Source organism: Streptomyces sp. NPDC056161 (assembly GCF_042268025.1).
Lineage (GTDB): Bacteria > Actinomycetota > Actinomycetes > Streptomycetales > Streptomycetaceae > Streptomyces.
On sequence record NZ_JBHJUV010000087.1, the window covers coordinates 14,115 to 28,488 of the forward strand.

Genomic DNA, 14,374 nt, shown 5'->3' on the forward strand with positions numbered 1-14,374 from the left:
TCCCGGGCACGTCCCGGGTGTCCCGCGGGACGCGGGAACGGCTTTCCGGCCCCTCGCCACGGAAACGCTGGCTGTCGTGATCACGCCTCGTGGTCACGAGAACGAATGCCCGGAGGTTTCCATGATCCGACGGACCGTGAAGAACGGCCTGCTGGCCACGGTCGCGGCGCTCGCACTCCTGCCCGCGGCGGCCTCTGCCGCCGAGGCGGGCCAGACCGTACCGCTCCCCGCGCCCACCGCCGCGGCTCCCCAGTACGCCCTCCCCGCACCACTGCCCGCCCCCGTCCGGCACGCGCCGGCGAAGCACCGCGCCACGCACCGGCGGGGACTGGCCGCCCCGGGGCGCACCAGCACGCGCCGCACGCCCGTCACGGGGCGTGTGATCACGCACCACGTCCGGCTGAACGTCCGCTCCGGTCCGGGCACCGGCTACCGCGTGGTCGGCCACCGCCACGGCAACCGGCTCGTGCGGCTCGTCTGCCGGACGCGCGGTTCGCGGGTGTTCGGCACCCGCACCTGGTACCGGCTGGCGCACCACAAGGGCTACGTCTCCGCCCGCTACGTGCGGGGCGGCGCCGCGCTGCCCTGGTGCTGACGCCGCCGGTCCGCCGTAGGCCCTGATCCCCGCGGCCCGTTCGGGAGCCACGCGTTCCCGAACGGGCCTTCGACCTGTCGCCGCCTCACCTTTCTCCTGCCTTCACCACCGGTTGGGCCGCGCCCCACCCGGGAAGCCATTCCGACAACAGGGGCGAACCGCCCATAGTGGCAAGGGAGTCGAGGAACGCACCATGCGGCAGCCGCCATCCCCCGGACCCATCTCCGACGACGAGCCGCTGGCGGTGCGGCTGCGCGCGCTCAAGGACGGTACGGGGCTGAGCCTGGCGGCGCTGGCCGCCCGCACCCCGTACAGCAAGTCCGCCTGGCACCGGTACCTCACCGGCGTTCAGCGCCCGCCCCGCTCGGCCGTCGAAGCGCTCGCCCGGCTCGCCGGCACCGACCCCGGACCCGTCGTGGCCCTGTGGGCGTCCGCCGAGGGCCCACCGGCCCCGGAGGCGCCGGTGGCACCCGCCGCGGCCGACCGGCTGCGCCCGCCGTGGACCCGGTCGCCGAGGCTGCCGCTGTCCGCGCTCGCACTGCTCGCCGTGGCCGCCGCGACGGCCGCCGCCCTCACCATGTCCGGCCGGCCCGGACCGGCGGGGACGCGGACCGTGGCGGCGCCCCCCGGCTGCCACGCGACGTCCTGCCGGGGCGTCCTGCCGGACGCGTCGGCCTGCGCACGGGACGCGCGCACCGAGAGCGCCGTGTCCGGTCTCGCCTACGACGTCCGGCTGCGCTACTCACCCGCCTGCGGCACCGCCTGGTCGGAGGTGCGGGTGCGCTCCCCGCACACCCGGGAGGTGTCCGTGCGGGCCGGGCAGGACGTGCTGTCGGCGACCTATTCGGCCGCCGACCCCGCCGGGTACACCAGCCCGATGCTCGCGGTGCCGTCGGCCCGGGGCGTGGAGGCGTGCGCGGAGGTGGACGGCAGGCTGGCCTGCACGGGCCTGTACGCCGAGGAGCTCGGGGAGGACGCGGACCTCCCGGCACCGCGATGACCGATCCCGGCCACCCCAGTGGGAGCATTCGCTTGCTTGACTCAAGTAAGCCTCATAGGGTTGCCTGACTCACGCAAGACTTCTCCCCGGCGGGGGTTCCCGCAGCGACGGGTTCCGCCGCCCGCCCGGCGCACGGGCTCCCGCCGGGCCGGACGGCAGAGTCGACGCGCCGCCCACGGCGACTGCGCCGTGGGCGTCCCGAAGCCGGGGCCGTCCTGAGCGGCGGCGGCCCCGGGTGCCGGACCCGTGGGGACGGGGGCCGGCGCCGTCCCCGGGTGCGGCGCCGGGCCGGGAGACCGCCCCGGCGCCGGATCCGGGGCACCCCCCTGGCCCGGTGCCGTCCCCGGCGCTCCGCCGAGCCGGGCCCGTTCAGGGGAACCGCCGGTGAAAGGCGCGTGAGCGCACCGGGCGCGGTCGACACCTTCTGCCGTGACCGCGACCCTCCCGGTGATCCCGCCGATGCTCGCCACCCCCGGCAAGCTGCCGCCCGCCGCCCAGGACTCCCGATGGGCCTACGAGACCAAACAGGACGGCCAGCGCGTCATGGCCTACCTGCCCGGCGACGGCACCCTCCTGCTGCGCGCCCGCTCGGGCGAGGACATCACCGGCGCCTATCCCGAACTGCGCCCGCTGGCCGGTGCCCTGGGCACGATCCCGGCGATCCTGGACGGCGAGGTACTGGCCCTCGACGAACACGGACGCGCCGACTTCCAGTTGCTGCAGAGCCGCATGGGTCTGGCGCACGCCCCGGCCCGGGCGGCGCGCCGGGCGGCCCAGGTCCCCGTCCACCTCGTGCTGTTCGACCTGCCGCACCTGGACCGTCCCCTGCTCGCGCTGCCGTACGCGCAGCGCCGGAGCCTGCTGACGGAGTCGGGACTGGAGGGACCGCACTGGTCCACCCCGGCCGCCGTCGTCGGGCACGGCGCCGAGGCGCTGCGCGCCACCCGGGAGCACGGTCTGGAGGGGCTGGTGTGCAAGCGGCTGGACTCGGTGTATGAGCCGGGCGTGCGCTCCCGCGCCTGGATCAAGATCCGCAACCTGCGCACCGCTGACGTCGTCGTCGGCGGCTGGCTGCCCGGCAAGGGGCGGCTCGCGGGCCTGCCCGGCGCGGTGCTCGTGGGTCAGCGTGCCGCCGGGCGGCTGCGCTACGTCGGCGGGGTGGGCACCGGCTGGAGCGACGCCGAACGGACGGAACTGGCCGCGCTGCTGCGGGCTGCGGAGACCGGCGTGTGCCCCTTCGATCCGGTCCCGCGGATCGCCGGGGCGCACTGGGTGCTGCCCCGGCTGGTCGGTGAGGTCGGCTACAGCACCCGTACCCGGTCGGGGCTGCTGCGCCAGCCGTCCTGGTACCGGCTGCGGCCGGACCTGGCGCCCGAGGAGTCGGCAGCCGACCTGCCCGGCGACGCCGAGTGACAGAAGTGCCGGGAGGCAAGAGTTGGGCGGGGCTTCACCATTGGGACGTCCGGGCCGTCTTGGCAAGGTGCCGGGCGGCCAGGATGCTGAACTCCCCCACTTCATATCGCAGTTGGAGGACGCTGTGTCGTCACGGACGTTCCGTACCGGGCCCGGGCGCTGGCTGGCCGGGCTGGCCGGTGCCGCCGCCCTCGTGATCGCCTTCCCCGCCGTCGCCTTCGCCGCCCCGCCGCCTGCGCTGCCCGCCAACGCGGAGGCGGCGGAGTTCACGTACCAACCCGCCTTCGACTACGACACCGACGGCTGCTACTCGACGGCCGCCATCGGCCCGGACGGCACCGTCAACCCCGGTCTGAACCCGACGGGCGCCCTCAACGGCAACTGCCGCGACGCCTCCGACCTGGACGACACCAACACGTACTCGCGCTACAAGTGCAACAACGGCTGGTGCGCCTACCTGTACGGCCTGTACTTCGAGAAGGACCAGGCGATCCCCGGCATCAGCCTCGGCGGCCACCGGCACGACTGGGAGCACGTCGCGGTGTGGGTGCAGAACGGCCAGGTGCAGTACGTGTCCACGTCCAACCACGGTTTGTTCACCGTGCACCCGGCCTCCGAGGTCCGCTTCGAGGGCACGCACGCGAAGATCGTCTACCACAAGGACGGTGCGAGCACCCACTGCTTCCGGCTGGCCAACACCAACGACGAGCCGCCGGAGAACCACAAGGGCACCTGGCAGTATCCGCCGCTGGTCGGCTGGAACGGCTACCCGGCGGGCCTGCGCGACAAGTTGAGCGCCTACGACTTCGGCAGCGCCAACTTCGGCCTGAAGGACAGCGCCTTCGCCTCGCACCTCGCCTCGGCCAAGCCGTCCGGTATCGCGTTCGACCCGAACGCCTGAGCGTCCGGCCGGCGGGTCCTGGCTCCCGTCCGGGCGGGAGCCAGGACCCGGCCGGGCGGGACGTTCTCGCGGGGCGCCCGAATTCGCCCGGCCCACCCCCACGCCCACGCCCGTGGCCGGTTCCGCCTCGCCCGGCGACGGGCGGACGTGGGAGCCCGCCGGGAGGGTCTATCGTGTCTCCATGGCCGTCCCGGAACTCATCCGTATCGTCTCCCGTGACTCACCGATGGCGCTGGCCCAGGTGGAACGCGTCCGCACCGAGCTGACGGCGCGGTATCCGCAGGTGCGCACCGAGGTCGTACCGGTGAAGACGACCGGTGACAAGTGGCTGGGCGTCCTCTCCCAGGTCGAGGGCAAGGGTGCGTTCACCAAGGAAGTGGACGCCGCCCTGCTGGCCGGTCAGGCCGATCTCGCGGTGCACTGCGTCAAGGACGTGCCGGCCGACCGGCCGCTGCCGGCGGGCACGGTGTTCGCCGCGTTCCTGAAGCGCGACGACATCCGGGACGCCCTCGTCCACCCCGACGGTCTCACCCTCGACGAACTCCCGGCGGGCACCCGCGTCGGCACCTCCGCGGTGCGCCGCATCGCCCAGCTGGCCACGACCCACCCGCACCTGGAGTACGTGCCGTTCCGCGGCAACGCCAACCGGCGGCTGGCGAAGCTCGCCGCCGGAGAGGCCGACGCGCTGCTGCTGGCGGTGTCCGGTCTCGAACGGATCGGACGGTCCGACGTGATCAGCGAGGTGCTGTCGACGGAGACGATGATGCCGCCGATCGGCGCGGGCATCCTCGCCCTCCAGTGCCGCGAGGACGACACCGACCTGATCGACGCCGTCGGCGCGCTCAGCGACCCGGACACCTACCGCGAGGCCACGGCGGAGCGCATGTTCCTGCATGTTCTGCAAGGCCACTGCAACAGCCCGATCGCCGGTCACGCGCACGCCGACCGGGGCGGCGAGCTGTCCCTGCGGGCCTGTGTGTTCACCCCCGACGGGAAGACCCGGCTGAACGCCCACGAGTGGGCCGGCCCGCTCGATCCCGCCACGCTGGGCACCTCGGTCGCGGTGTCCCTGCTGCGGCAGGGCGCCCGCGAGATCATCGACGGTATCCCGCACTGACCGCACCCGTACCGGATCACCGGGACGCCGCTCAGGCCGTGTCCGGCTCCGCCTGGTCCCGCAGGAACACGCTCACCTGATGGGCCAGGCCGCCCGGTGCGGCACCGGCCGCGGGGGCCGCGACCGGCCCCTCCGCCAGTCCGATGCCGCCCGTCCACAGCCGGCGGTCGGTCCACTCGTCGTCGACCCGCAACTGCACCTGGACGTCCACCTGTGACAGGCACGCCTCCTGACCGGCCGCGTACAGCACGGCGGTGGCACGGCGCAGCGGATAGACGTCAAAACCCTCGATGAACCGCGAGTTCCGCCAGTCGACGAACGCGCCCTCCCCGTCGGGGCCGATCCGGACGTCGAGCTGGCCGTCCTCCAGTTGTACGGAGCACTGCTGTTCGCCGCGGTTCTCGACGGTCACCCGGACACTGAAGTACGTCAGCCCGGCGGCTGCCTCGTCGCGTCCGTGCGGGGGCTCCACCACCTCCAGGCGGTGGACGCGGACCCGCAGACCGGCATGCTCGTCGTACTCGTGCCAGTCCCCGACCACGTTCGGCTCGTACACAGTGCCCCTCTCGACCACCCCGGAGAGCTGCTGTCTATCTGTGCGCTGAGCACACTGTCAAATGAGCGGAATACGCCTTGGCCAGGTGATTCGCACCCTTTGATCATTGATCAAGCGTTGGACAGGAGGAATCCCCCGCGGCGGGTGGCGGGGGCCCGGCCGGGCGTGCCGTACATCACGTCGGACGCAGGATCGGCGCGGCCGGGCGGATCAGCGGGCAAGCCGGCCCAGCAGGGACGAGGCCGCGGCGATGCCGGCGGCGCCGGCGACGGCCAGGACCCCGAAGTCGAGGGCCACGTGCGACGGGGTGCCCAGCAGCAGGCCGCGCAGGGCGTCGACCTCGTAGCTGAGCGGGTTCACCTTGCTGACCGCCTGGAGCCAGCCGGGCATGACGGACACCGGGTAGAGGGCGTTGGAGCCGAAGAACAGCGGCATCGTGATCGCCTGCCCGAAGCCCATCAGCCGGTCCCGGCTGAGCACGATGCCCGCGATGGTCATCGACAGGCAGGAGAAGAAGGCGGAGGCGAGGATCACGACCAGTGCGACGCCGAGCAGCTTCAGCGGGTTCCAGGTGAGCCCGACGCCGAGGAGCGCGGCGATGACGATGACGACGACGGCCTGGATCAGGGACTTCACGCCGGAGGCGAACGCCTTGCCGGTGACGAGCGCCGAGCGCGGCGTCGGGGTCACCAGGAGCTTGTTCAGGATGCCGGCGTCCCGTTCCCAGATGATCTGGATGCCGTAGAAGATGGCGATGAACATCGCGGACTGGGCGATGATGCCGGGCGCCATGTAGTCGATGTAGGGGATCCCACCGGTGGGTATCGCCCGGATCCGGGTGAAGGTCTGGCCGAAGATCAGCAGCCACAGGGCGGGCTGGATCGCCCTGGTGTACAGCTCGGTACGGTCGTGGGCCAGCTTCTGCAGTTCGACGGCGCACATCGCGACGACCCGGGCGGGCAGCAGCCGCCAGCCGACACGGGGCTGCGGCGGGCGCAGCAGCAGACTGGTGCCGGCGTCGAGCGCTCGGTCAGCCGAGACGGCCGGCGGTGCGGCGGGTGCTTCGGACATCGCGGAAACCTCCTGACTGGTCGTCGAGACCGCTGCCCGCGACGTCCCGGAAGACGTCCTCCAGCGTGGGCAGCGTGTCCGTGGCCGGCGCGCCCTCGGCGCGACGGCGTTCGCCGAGCCCCTGCCGCAGTTCGGCCGGGGTGCCGAGGGCCTGGACGCGGCCGCGGTGCATGAGGCCGATGCGGTCGCAGTACTGGTCGGCCTCGTCCATGTAGTGGGTGGTGACCAGGACGGTCATGCCGGTGACCGCACGGACGGCGTTGATGTGCTCCCACACGCTGGTGCGGGCGATCGGGTCGAGACCGATCGTCGGCTCGTCGAGGATCAGCAGCCGGGGTGCGCTGACCAGGGCCTGGGCCAGTTCCAGCCGGCGGACCATGCCGCCGGAGTAGGTGCGCGCCAGCCGGTCGGCGGCGTCGGCGAGGTCGACGGCGGCCAGCGCCTGGGCGACCCGTTCGGCGCGTTCGCGGCGGGGGATGTCGAAGACCCTGGCGAACAGGGCGACGTTCTCCCGGCCGGTGAGGCTGCTGTCGGCGGACAGTTGCTGCGGGACGTAGCCGAGCAGGCGGCGCACCGCCATCCGTTCGGCGGCCGGGTCGTGGCCGAAGACCCGGACCATGCCGGCGGATACCGGCAGGAGTGTGATGATGCAGCGGATCGCCGTCGTCTTTCCGGCGCCGTTGGGGCCGAGCAGCCCGAAGACCTCACCCTCCCCCACGGACAGATCGAGCCCGTTCACCGCCCTGGTCTCACCGAAGGTGTAGGTGAGTCCGGTGCAGGTGACGGCCTCGGCGGGGCCGGCGGTGGTGTCGCGCGTCATGTTTCCTCTGCCTCCTCGTGCAGGGTGACGGCCAGCCTGCGCAGGGCCGGGAGCGCGGCGCTCAGGGTGTCGCGCTCCGCCTCGGTCAGGCGGGAGACGTGCCGGTCGACCAGGGCGACCCGGCGGCGCTGCCAGTCGCGCAGCCGGTTGCCGGCCGCTTCGGTGAGCCGCAGGCGGGCGGCCCGCCGGTCGGACGGGTCGGTCTCCCGGACCAGATGGCCGTCCTTGACGAGCTGGTTGACCAGGGTCGACACGGAGTTGCCCGCCAGGTGCAGTTCCCGGGCGGCCTCCTTGATGCCGATACCTGGCCGGGTCTGGACCAGGCGGAGCAGTTCCACCTCGGCACCGCGCAGGCGGGGGCCGCTCGTCCCGCTCCGCAGCCGGCGCCGGATCAGTCGCTGGATCCCGCCCAGGGCGCTGCCCAGCTCCTCGGAGAGGCGCTCTGCCGCGGCACGGTCCGCCTGCTCGTGATCCGTTTCCGGCCGATCCGTTTCTGCGCGATCCGTTTCCACGCGGAAAGATTATCTCTGTTACAGAGGTATTTCTCCCACGAGAACTCCAAGGGCAAGTCAAGAGCGCCGCACCTTTTATCACTCTTTAGATTGATTTGTTTGGTCGTGCCGGGTGACGGGAATCGGCAGGGAAGTGCTTCGGACAGGAGGCACGTCCGTGGGGGATGGTGCTCCGGACCGCCCCGGAAACCCTCCGATCGGATCCGAACGCGCGTCTCCCACGCTGTCCGTCCATCCGGCACACGCTGAGGGAGGTGCGCACCCATGACGGGTACCACCACCAGGGCGAAGTCCCATCCGCACGATGACGCTCCGGACACCGCGGCCGCCTTCGAACGGCTCGCGGAAATGCCCGAGGGCCCGCGGCGCCGGGCGCTGCGCGACGAACTGGTCCAGGTCTGGCTGCCCATGGCCGAACGCATCGCCGTCCGCTTCCGTGGCCGCGGCGAAGCACTGGAGGATCTGTACCAGGTAGCGGCGCTGGGCCTGGTCAAGGCCGTCGACCACTACGATCCGACGCGCGGCCGCGCCTTCGAGGCGTACGCGGTGCCGACCGTCACCGGCGAGATCAAACGCCACTTCCGCGATCACATGTGGACCCTGCACGTGCCGCGCCGGGTGCAGGACCTGCGCAACCGGGTGCGCGGCGCAGTGAAGGAGCTGGCGACGGCGGGGCGGATGCCCACCATCGCCGAGATCGCCGAGCACACCCGGCTGACGGAGGCCGAGGTACGCACGGGCATGGAGGCCCTGGAGTGCTTCTCGGCGCTGTCGCTGGACGCGGAGACGCCGGGCGTGGACGGCCACTGTCTCGGCGACACCCTCGGTGGGCCGGATCCGGGATTCGACCTCGTCGTCGACCGGGCGGCCGTACGGCCCTGTCTGCAGGCGCTGCCCGAGCGCGAGCGCACCATCCTGTACCTGCGGTTCTTCCGCGGCATGACGCAGAGCCGGATCGCCAGTCAGCTCGGCATCTCGCAGATGCACGTCTCCCGGCTGATCAGCGGCTGCTGCGACCGGCTGCGCGAGGAACTGCTCTCCGAGCCGGGCTGAGCCCGGCCGGACCGGGCCGTGGGCCGGGGCTCACTCCGCGGGTGCCCCCGGTATCCGGGTCGGCCCGTACCGGTCGAGCACGTCCTCCAGTTCGGTGCCGATCTCCGAGGGCATGTCTCCCGTACGCCCCCAGATGAGGATGAGTTCGGCGACCTGGCGCAGCTTGATGTTCGTGTGCTGCGAGACCTCCTTCAGCACGGCCCATCCCTGGTCGGGGGTGACCCGGCCCAGCGCGACCACCATGCCGATCGCCTGGTCCACGACGGCGTGGGAGGTGACGGCTTCCTTCAGCTGATCGACTTCTTCCTGCAGCTCCAGGAACCGGTCAGATTCGTGGTCACCCATCCATCCATCGTCGTCACCCGACCGGCCCCGTGCCACCGGGGTGCTCGACAGGCACGGGATCGGCCTCCGGTTGGACACTGGGGGCAGACCGGTGTCCATCGGTCCACGAGATCAGGACGCGACCGCGATGAACCATGACACGACCCTCCCCGGCGGACCGGACAAGAAGAACGTCATCTCCACCCGGTCCGTGTTCGGCGCGCCGTGCTGGGTGAGTCTGACCAGCCGCGACCTGGAGGCCACGACCGCCTTCTACTCGGCGGTGCTGGGCTGGCAGTGGCGTGGCGTCCGGCTCGGCGAACACTTCCGGATCGCGCTGGTGAACGGGGTGCCGGTCGCCGGGATCGCCGCGGTCGCCTCCATGTGGCACATGGCGGTGGCGTGGACGCCGTACTTCGCCGTCCGGGACGCGGACGTGGTCGCGAGCCGGACCCGGGAGCGCGGTGGAACGGCCGCGGTCGGGCCGCTGTCCCTGCCGCCGGGGCGGGCGGCACTGCTCGCGGACCGGGATGGGGCGACCTTCGGGATCTGGGAGGGCGACCTGGTCTCCAACTGGGAGTCGTGGCGCCGGGCGGCACCGACCTTCATCCGGCTGCACACCCGCAACGCGTTCGACGCGGCCCTCTTCTACGGTGAGATCCTCGACTGGGCCTCGGACCGCTCCGGCGGCTGCGAGGTGGAGTACGAGGGCGGCGAGGTCGTGCTGCGCAGCCGGGGTGCGGTCGTGGCACGCATCGACTCGGGCGCGGTGGAGGCCGCGCCCGATCCCACGGTCCGGCCGCACTGGCAGATCCACTTCTTCGTGACCGACCTGGCGGCCTGCTGCCGGGACGCGGAGCGGCACGGGGGCAGCGTGCTGCGTGCGGAGGCGGCCGAGGCGATCCTGCGGGATCCGGACGGGGCGCAGTTCACGGTGACTTCTCGGCGTGAGCGGTGACGGTGCGCTCCGCTTTTTTTGGAGGGGGGTGGGGCGGCGCCTGGCTTGGTCGGTTCGTGTGCGGCTGCGGGCCCGTCGTGGCTGGGCGTGCAGTTCCCCGCGCCCCTGACGGGGCGCGCCTGTCGGGGTAGGTCGGTCAGGGGGTGGTGGGTTCAGTCGGTGGGGGTGCGGGAGGGTCTGGACAGGAGTACCAGGCTGCGGGCCTCCACGCGCAGTCCGGTGTTCGCCTTGCGCTCTCGTTCGTCCGGGATGCCGTCGGGGTAGGCGGTGTCGATCAGGGTGGTCCAGCGCTCGCCGTAGGTGGCGTCGGGCAGGCGGAAGCCGACCGGTTCCCAGTAGCTGTTGAGGAGCAGCAGGAACGAGTCGTCGATCACCCGCCGCCCGTAGGGGTCGTGCTCGGCGATGGCGTCGCCGTTGAGGAAGACGCCGACCGAGTGCGCGTCGGAGCGCTGCCAGTCCCGGTCGGTCATCTCGCGTGCGTCGGGCAGCAGCCACACCAGGTCGGGCAGCGGCTGTCCGGCGTGGGTGGCCGTGTCGCCGCGGAAGAAGCGGCGCCGGCGCAGGACGGGGTGGGCGGCGCGCAGGCCGACGACGTGCCGGGTGAAGTCCGCGAGGCCGCGCTGTGCGCCGGTGAGCCGCCAGTCGATCCAGGAGACCTCGCTGTCCTGGCAGTAGGCGTTGTTGTTGCCGCCCTGGGTGCGGCCGAGTTCGTCGCCGTGGCACAGCATCGGGATGCCCTGCGACAGCAGCAGCGTGGCCAGGAAGTTGCGCTGCTGGCGGGCGCGCAGTTCGAGGACGGCCGGGTCGTCGGTCTCCCCTTCGACACCGCAGTTCCAGGACCGGTTGACGCTCTCGCCGTCCCGGTTTCCCTCGCCGTTGGCCTCGTTGTGCTTGTCGTTGTACGAGACGAGGTCGCGCAGGGTGAAACCGTCGTGCGCGGTCACGAAGTTGACGCTGGCCCGGGGGCGCCGCCTGCTGTGCGCGTACAGGTCCGAGGAGCCGGTGAGCCGGGAGGCGAACTCGCCGAGTGCGCCCGGCTCGGCCCGCCAGAAGTCCCGCACGGTGTCCCGGTACTTGCCGTTCCACTCCGACCACAGCGGCGGGAAGTTGCCGACCTGGTAGCCGCCCTCCCCCAGGTCCCAGGGCTCGGCGATGAGCTTGACCCGGCTGATCACCGGATCCTGCTGGATCAGGTCGAAGAACGCCGACAGCCGGTCCACCTCGTGGAACTGCCGGGCCAGGGTCGCCGCGAGGTCGAAGCGGAAGCCGTCGACGTGCATCTCGGTGACCCAGTACCGCAGCGAGTCCATGATCAGCTGGAGCACGTAGGGGTGCCGCATCAGCAGGCTGTTGCCGGTGCCGGTGGTGTCGTAGTAGTGCGCCCAGTCGCCGTCCACGAGGCGGTAGTAGGAGGCGTTGTCGATGCCGCGGAAGGAGAGCGTGGGGCCGCGCTCGTTGCCCTCGGCGGTGTGGTTGTAGACCACGTCGAGGATCACTTCGAGTCCGGCCGCGTGCAGCGCCTTGACCATCGCCTTGAACTCGTTGACCTGCCGGCCGCGGGTGCCGAACGCGGCGTAGGCGTTGTGCGGGGCGAAGTAGCCGATCGTGTTGTAGCCCCAGTAGTTCGACAGTCCGCGGTCCTGGAGCACGCCGTCCTGCACGAACTGGTGCACCGGCATCAACTCGACGGCGGTCACGCCCAGCGAGGTCAGGTGCTCGACGACCGACGGGTGCGCGAGCGCCGCGTAGGTGCCGCGCAGCCTCGGGGGGACGTCCGGGTGCGTGCGGGTCAGCCCGCTTACGTGCGCCTCGTAGATGACGGTCTCCGCGTACGGCCGTCCGGGCGGGCGGTCGTCGCCCCAGTCGAAGTACGGGTCGGTCACCACGCCCAGCATGGAGTGGCCGGTGCTGTCGGCGGGGGCCGGGCCGGAGGGGGCGCGTTCGTAGAGCGAGGGGTGGTTGTCGATCTGCCCGTCGACGGCGCGTGCGTACGGGTCGAGGAGCAGCTTCGCCGGGTTGCACCGGTGGCCGAGGCCGGGGTCCCAGGGTCCGTGCACCCGGTAGCCGTAGCGCCGGCCCGGACCGATCCCAGGCACATGACCGTGCCACACGAACCCGTCGACCTCGGTCAGCGGAACCCGGGTCTCGGCGCCCGCGTCGTCCACCAGGACGAGGTCGACGCGTTCGGCGACCTCGCTGAAGAGGGCGAAGTTGGTGCCTTGCCCGTCGAAGGCGGCGCCCAACGGGTAGGGGTGCCCGCTCCACACGGGCACCCCTTTCCGGGACCGCTTCGCCGTCACCGGGCGCCCGCCAGGGCGGCCTGCGCGGCGGCCGCCGGGGTGGCCAGGCCGGGGACCGGCATGGCGCGCGGCACCTGGCGCACCTGGCGAAGGCTGGGGGCCGGGGCGGTCGGCACCAGCGGGACGCGTTCGCCCGCGCGGGCGCGCTGCGAGAACCAGATGATCTTGCTGCCGGTCTCCGACGCACAGCACCCCCAGCCGTCGCTCATCGCCGCGATGCGTGCCAGGCAGGCCCGCAGATCCTGGTCGGGACGCAGATCACGGTCGTCGTCGCCGACGGCCGTGATGAGGTGCTGGCCGTTCCACCACATCTCGATCGACGCGCGTTTGTCCGTGGCGTGTTCGTCGATGGCGCGCAGCAGCAGTTCCGCGCCGCTGCGGACGGGGGCCACCAGGTTCTCCAGGTCCCAGTGGCGGAGATGGGCGGCCAGGATCCGGCTGACCTGACCCACACGCTCGGGGCTGACTTCCACGTCGAGGTGGTAGTAGCAGGGCACTGCGGTCTTCATCGTCGCTTGCTCCCTCGCCGGCGAGACTCCGCTCGTCACCGCCCCCCATGGGCATGGGCCCCGATCACGGAGCGTCGAGCACTGGTCGCTTCTGAGTCAGATCCACAGTGGCCGCACTACGCCATTCGTGCAACACGAGCGCATCCAGGTGGTTGAAGAACCAACAAGACGCTGCGTGCCCGTACGTGCACCATTAGTGAAATGCCTCGATCGCCGTAACGGACCCGTGCCGCTCCGTGCCCGGAGTCCACCCGACCGTCGGGAGACGCGCCCAGTCGAGAGCGTGGAGGGTGAACAGGGCCATGCTGCTACCCGCTGAGGCCGAGGTGGCCAGGCAGTTGCGGCGGTACCGGGCGTGGGAACGCGCGATGCTCGCGGCGCCGTCCGACCGGGCGGTGCGGGCCATGTTCGAGGACTCGGGCCACACCCTCTGCGCGCTCATGGGCAAGCGCTGTGCCCGGGAGGCCGCGGACGCCGCCGAACACTACCTGCGCGGCGGCCCGGGGGGCCGGCCGCGCGAGCGGGGCGCGCGCCCACGGCACAAGGGCGGGGTCCGGCGGGCGCCGCCGGCGGGGCGGCTTTCCAGGGTGGCGAGGCACTGAAGTTCCCCGGTTCACCGGATCCACAGCCGGGCCCCGGGCCCGGCTTCACGCACGGCGGAGGTGAGACCCATGCAGGCGAATCCGGCCATCGGCCGTATCCCGGTACGCGACGTCCGGCCGGCCGTGGAGTGCGGCAGGCGCCCGGCGAAGGCGGTCGTCGGGGAGACGTTCCAGGTCTCCGCGACCGTCTTCCGCGAAGGCCATGACGCCCTCGGCGCCAACGTGGTGCTGTGCGACCCGCTGGGCCGGCGCGGTCCGTGGACGCCGATGCGCGAACTGGCCCCCGGCACGGACCGCTGGGGCGCGGACGTCACCCCGGACGCGACGGGCCACTGGACCTACCACGTGGAGGGCTGGAGCGATCCCCTGGGCACCTGGCGGCGCGTCGCGGGTGTCAAGATCCCGGCGGGCATCGACACGGGGCTGGTCCTGGAGGAGGGCGCGGAGTTGTACGCGCGGGCCGCCGCCGGGGTGCCGAAGGGGCCCGACCGGGCCCGGGTACTCGCCGCCGCCCGGTCCCTGGACGACGACTCGCTCCCGCTGCGGGAGCGGCTGGGGGCGGCGCTGGCGCCGGAGGTGGACGAGGTCCTGGCCCGCCACCCGCTGCGCGAACTGGTCACCGCCTCCGACCCGCTCCCCCTCC

General features: G+C 72.4%; 16 protein-coding genes. 9 read left to right on the plus strand and 7 right to left on the minus strand.

Annotated features, from left to right (window positions below; all coding sequences use genetic code 11):
* Positions 1 to 121: 121 nt before the first annotated feature.
* The 5 genes from ACFC09_RS42885 to hemC all read left to right on the plus strand — a co-directional run bounded on the left by ACFC09_RS42885 (position 122) and on the right by hemC (position 5,026).
* Positions 122 to 595, plus strand: coding sequence for an SH3 domain-containing protein (locus ACFC09_RS42885; RefSeq protein ID WP_376538060.1), 474 nt, complete (start codon positions 122 to 124; stop codon positions 593 to 595).
* A 193-nt stretch (positions 596 to 788) separates the two neighbouring features.
* Positions 789 to 1,595, plus strand: a complete 807-nt coding sequence (locus ACFC09_RS42890; RefSeq protein WP_376538062.1) for a DUF2690 domain-containing protein — start codon at positions 789 to 791, stop codon at positions 1,593 to 1,595.
* A gap of 459 nt (positions 1,596 to 2,054) precedes the next feature.
* Positions 2,055 to 3,008 (plus strand): ATP-dependent DNA ligase, encoded by a 954-nt coding sequence (locus tag ACFC09_RS42895; protein WP_376538088.1) that lies wholly within the window; start codon positions 2,055 to 2,057, stop codon positions 3,006 to 3,008.
* Between the two features lie 124 nt (positions 3,009 to 3,132).
* Positions 3,133 to 3,909, plus strand: coding sequence for an NPP1 family protein (locus tag ACFC09_RS42900; protein ID WP_376538064.1), 777 nt, complete (start codon positions 3,133 to 3,135; stop codon positions 3,907 to 3,909).
* A gap of 181 nt (positions 3,910 to 4,090) precedes the next feature.
* Entirely contained in the window at positions 4,091 to 5,026 is a 936-nt protein-coding gene (gene hemC / locus ACFC09_RS42905) for a hydroxymethylbilane synthase (RefSeq protein ID WP_376538066.1), read from the plus strand.
* Positions 5,027 to 5,057: 31 nt separating this feature from the next.
* Here hemC and ACFC09_RS42910 read toward each other — a convergent pair whose 3' ends face one another.
* The 4 genes from ACFC09_RS42910 to ACFC09_RS42925 form a co-directional block, all read right to left on the minus strand.
* On the minus strand, positions 5,058 to 5,582 hold the full coding sequence (locus ACFC09_RS42910) for a hypothetical protein (protein ID WP_376538068.1): 525 nt from the start codon (positions 5,580 to 5,582) through the stop codon (positions 5,058 to 5,060).
* Between the two features lie 210 nt (positions 5,583 to 5,792).
* On the minus strand, positions 5,793 to 6,653 hold the full coding sequence (locus ACFC09_RS42915; protein WP_376538070.1) for an ABC transporter permease: 861 nt from the start codon (positions 6,651 to 6,653) through the stop codon (positions 5,793 to 5,795).
* A complete protein-coding gene (locus ACFC09_RS42920; RefSeq protein WP_376538072.1) occupies positions 6,613 to 7,473 on the minus strand; it encodes an ABC transporter ATP-binding protein in 861 nt (286 codons plus the stop codon). Before ACFC09_RS42920 ends, ACFC09_RS42915 begins: the two co-directional genes overlap by 41 nt.
* Positions 7,470 to 7,898 (minus strand): MarR family winged helix-turn-helix transcriptional regulator, encoded by a 429-nt coding sequence (locus ACFC09_RS42925; RefSeq protein ID WP_376538090.1) that lies wholly within the window; start codon positions 7,896 to 7,898, stop codon positions 7,470 to 7,472. The genes ACFC09_RS42920 and ACFC09_RS42925 overlap by 4 nt, the downstream gene beginning before the upstream one ends.
* Positions 7,899 to 8,249: 351 nt before the next feature.
* On the opposite strand from ACFC09_RS42925, the gene ACFC09_RS42930 reads away from it, so the two are divergent.
* Positions 8,250 to 9,038: an RNA polymerase sigma factor SigF gene (locus ACFC09_RS42930; protein WP_376538074.1), complete on the plus strand. Its 789-nt coding sequence runs from the start codon at positions 8,250 to 8,252 to the stop codon at positions 9,036 to 9,038.
* 30 nt (positions 9,039 to 9,068) lie between these two features.
* On the opposite strand, the gene ACFC09_RS42935 is transcribed toward ACFC09_RS42930, so the two are convergent.
* A complete protein-coding gene (locus tag ACFC09_RS42935) occupies positions 9,069 to 9,383 on the minus strand; it encodes an ANTAR domain-containing protein (RefSeq protein ID WP_376538076.1) in 315 nt (104 codons plus the stop codon).
* A 127-nt stretch (positions 9,384 to 9,510) separates the two neighbouring features.
* On the opposite strand from ACFC09_RS42935, the gene ACFC09_RS42940 reads away from it, so the two are divergent.
* Positions 9,511 to 10,320 carry a VOC family protein gene (locus ACFC09_RS42940; RefSeq protein WP_376538078.1) on the plus strand — a complete coding sequence of 270 codons (810 nt, stop codon included), beginning with the start codon at positions 9,511 to 9,513 and terminating at the stop codon, positions 10,318 to 10,320.
* Between the two features lie 152 nt (positions 10,321 to 10,472).
* On the opposite strand, the gene glgX is transcribed toward ACFC09_RS42940, so the two are convergent.
* Positions 10,473 to 12,593: a glycogen debranching protein GlgX gene (glgX, locus tag ACFC09_RS42945; RefSeq protein ID WP_376538080.1), complete on the minus strand. Its 2,121-nt coding sequence runs from the start codon at positions 12,591 to 12,593 to the stop codon at positions 10,473 to 10,475.
* 23 nt (positions 12,594 to 12,616) lie between these two features.
* A complete protein-coding gene (locus ACFC09_RS42950; RefSeq protein ID WP_376538082.1) occupies positions 12,617 to 13,129 on the minus strand; it encodes a pep a2 in 513 nt (170 codons plus the stop codon).
* A gap of 302 nt (positions 13,130 to 13,431) precedes the next feature.
* On the opposite strand from ACFC09_RS42950, the gene ACFC09_RS42955 reads away from it, so the two are divergent.
* A complete protein-coding gene (locus ACFC09_RS42955; RefSeq protein WP_376538084.1) occupies positions 13,432 to 13,731 on the plus strand; it encodes a DUF5133 domain-containing protein in 300 nt (99 codons plus the stop codon).
* A gap of 69 nt (positions 13,732 to 13,800) precedes the next feature.
* Positions 13,801 to 14,374: maltotransferase domain-containing protein (locus ACFC09_RS42960; RefSeq protein WP_376538086.1), on the plus strand; the 574-nt coding region annotated here is incomplete at its 3' end.

Coding starts and splice junctions, on each gene's coding strand:
- ACFC09_RS42885 (WP_376538060.1), top strand. CDS start 122: ATGATCCGACGGACCGTGAAGAACGGCCTGCTGGCCACGGTCGCGGCG.
- ACFC09_RS42890 (WP_376538062.1), top strand. CDS start 789: ATGCGGCAGCCGCCATCCCCCGGACCCATCTCCGACGACGAGCCGCTG.
- ACFC09_RS42895 (WP_376538088.1), top strand. CDS start 2,055: ATGCTCGCCACCCCCGGCAAGCTGCCGCCCGCCGCCCAGGACTCCCGA.
- hemC (WP_376538066.1), top strand. CDS start 4,091: ATGGCCGTCCCGGAACTCATCCGTATCGTCTCCCGTGACTCACCGATG.
- ACFC09_RS42915 (WP_376538070.1), bottom strand. CDS start 6,653: ATGTCCGAAGCACCCGCCGCACCGCCGGCCGTCTCGGCTGACCGAGCG.
- ACFC09_RS42920 (WP_376538072.1), bottom strand. CDS start 7,473: ATGACGCGCGACACCACCGCCGGCCCCGCCGAGGCCGTCACCTGCACC.
- ACFC09_RS42930 (WP_376538074.1), top strand. CDS start 8,250: ATGACGGGTACCACCACCAGGGCGAAGTCCCATCCGCACGATGACGCT.
- ACFC09_RS42935 (WP_376538076.1), bottom strand. CDS start 9,383: ATGGGTGACCACGAATCTGACCGGTTCCTGGAGCTGCAGGAAGAAGTC.
- ACFC09_RS42940 (WP_376538078.1), top strand. CDS start 9,511: ATGAACCATGACACGACCCTCCCCGGCGGACCGGACAAGAAGAACGTC.
- ACFC09_RS42950 (WP_376538082.1), bottom strand. CDS start 13,129: ATGAAGACCGCAGTGCCCTGCTACTACCACCTCGACGTGGAAGTCAGC.
- ACFC09_RS42955 (WP_376538084.1), top strand. CDS start 13,432: ATGCTGCTACCCGCTGAGGCCGAGGTGGCCAGGCAGTTGCGGCGGTAC.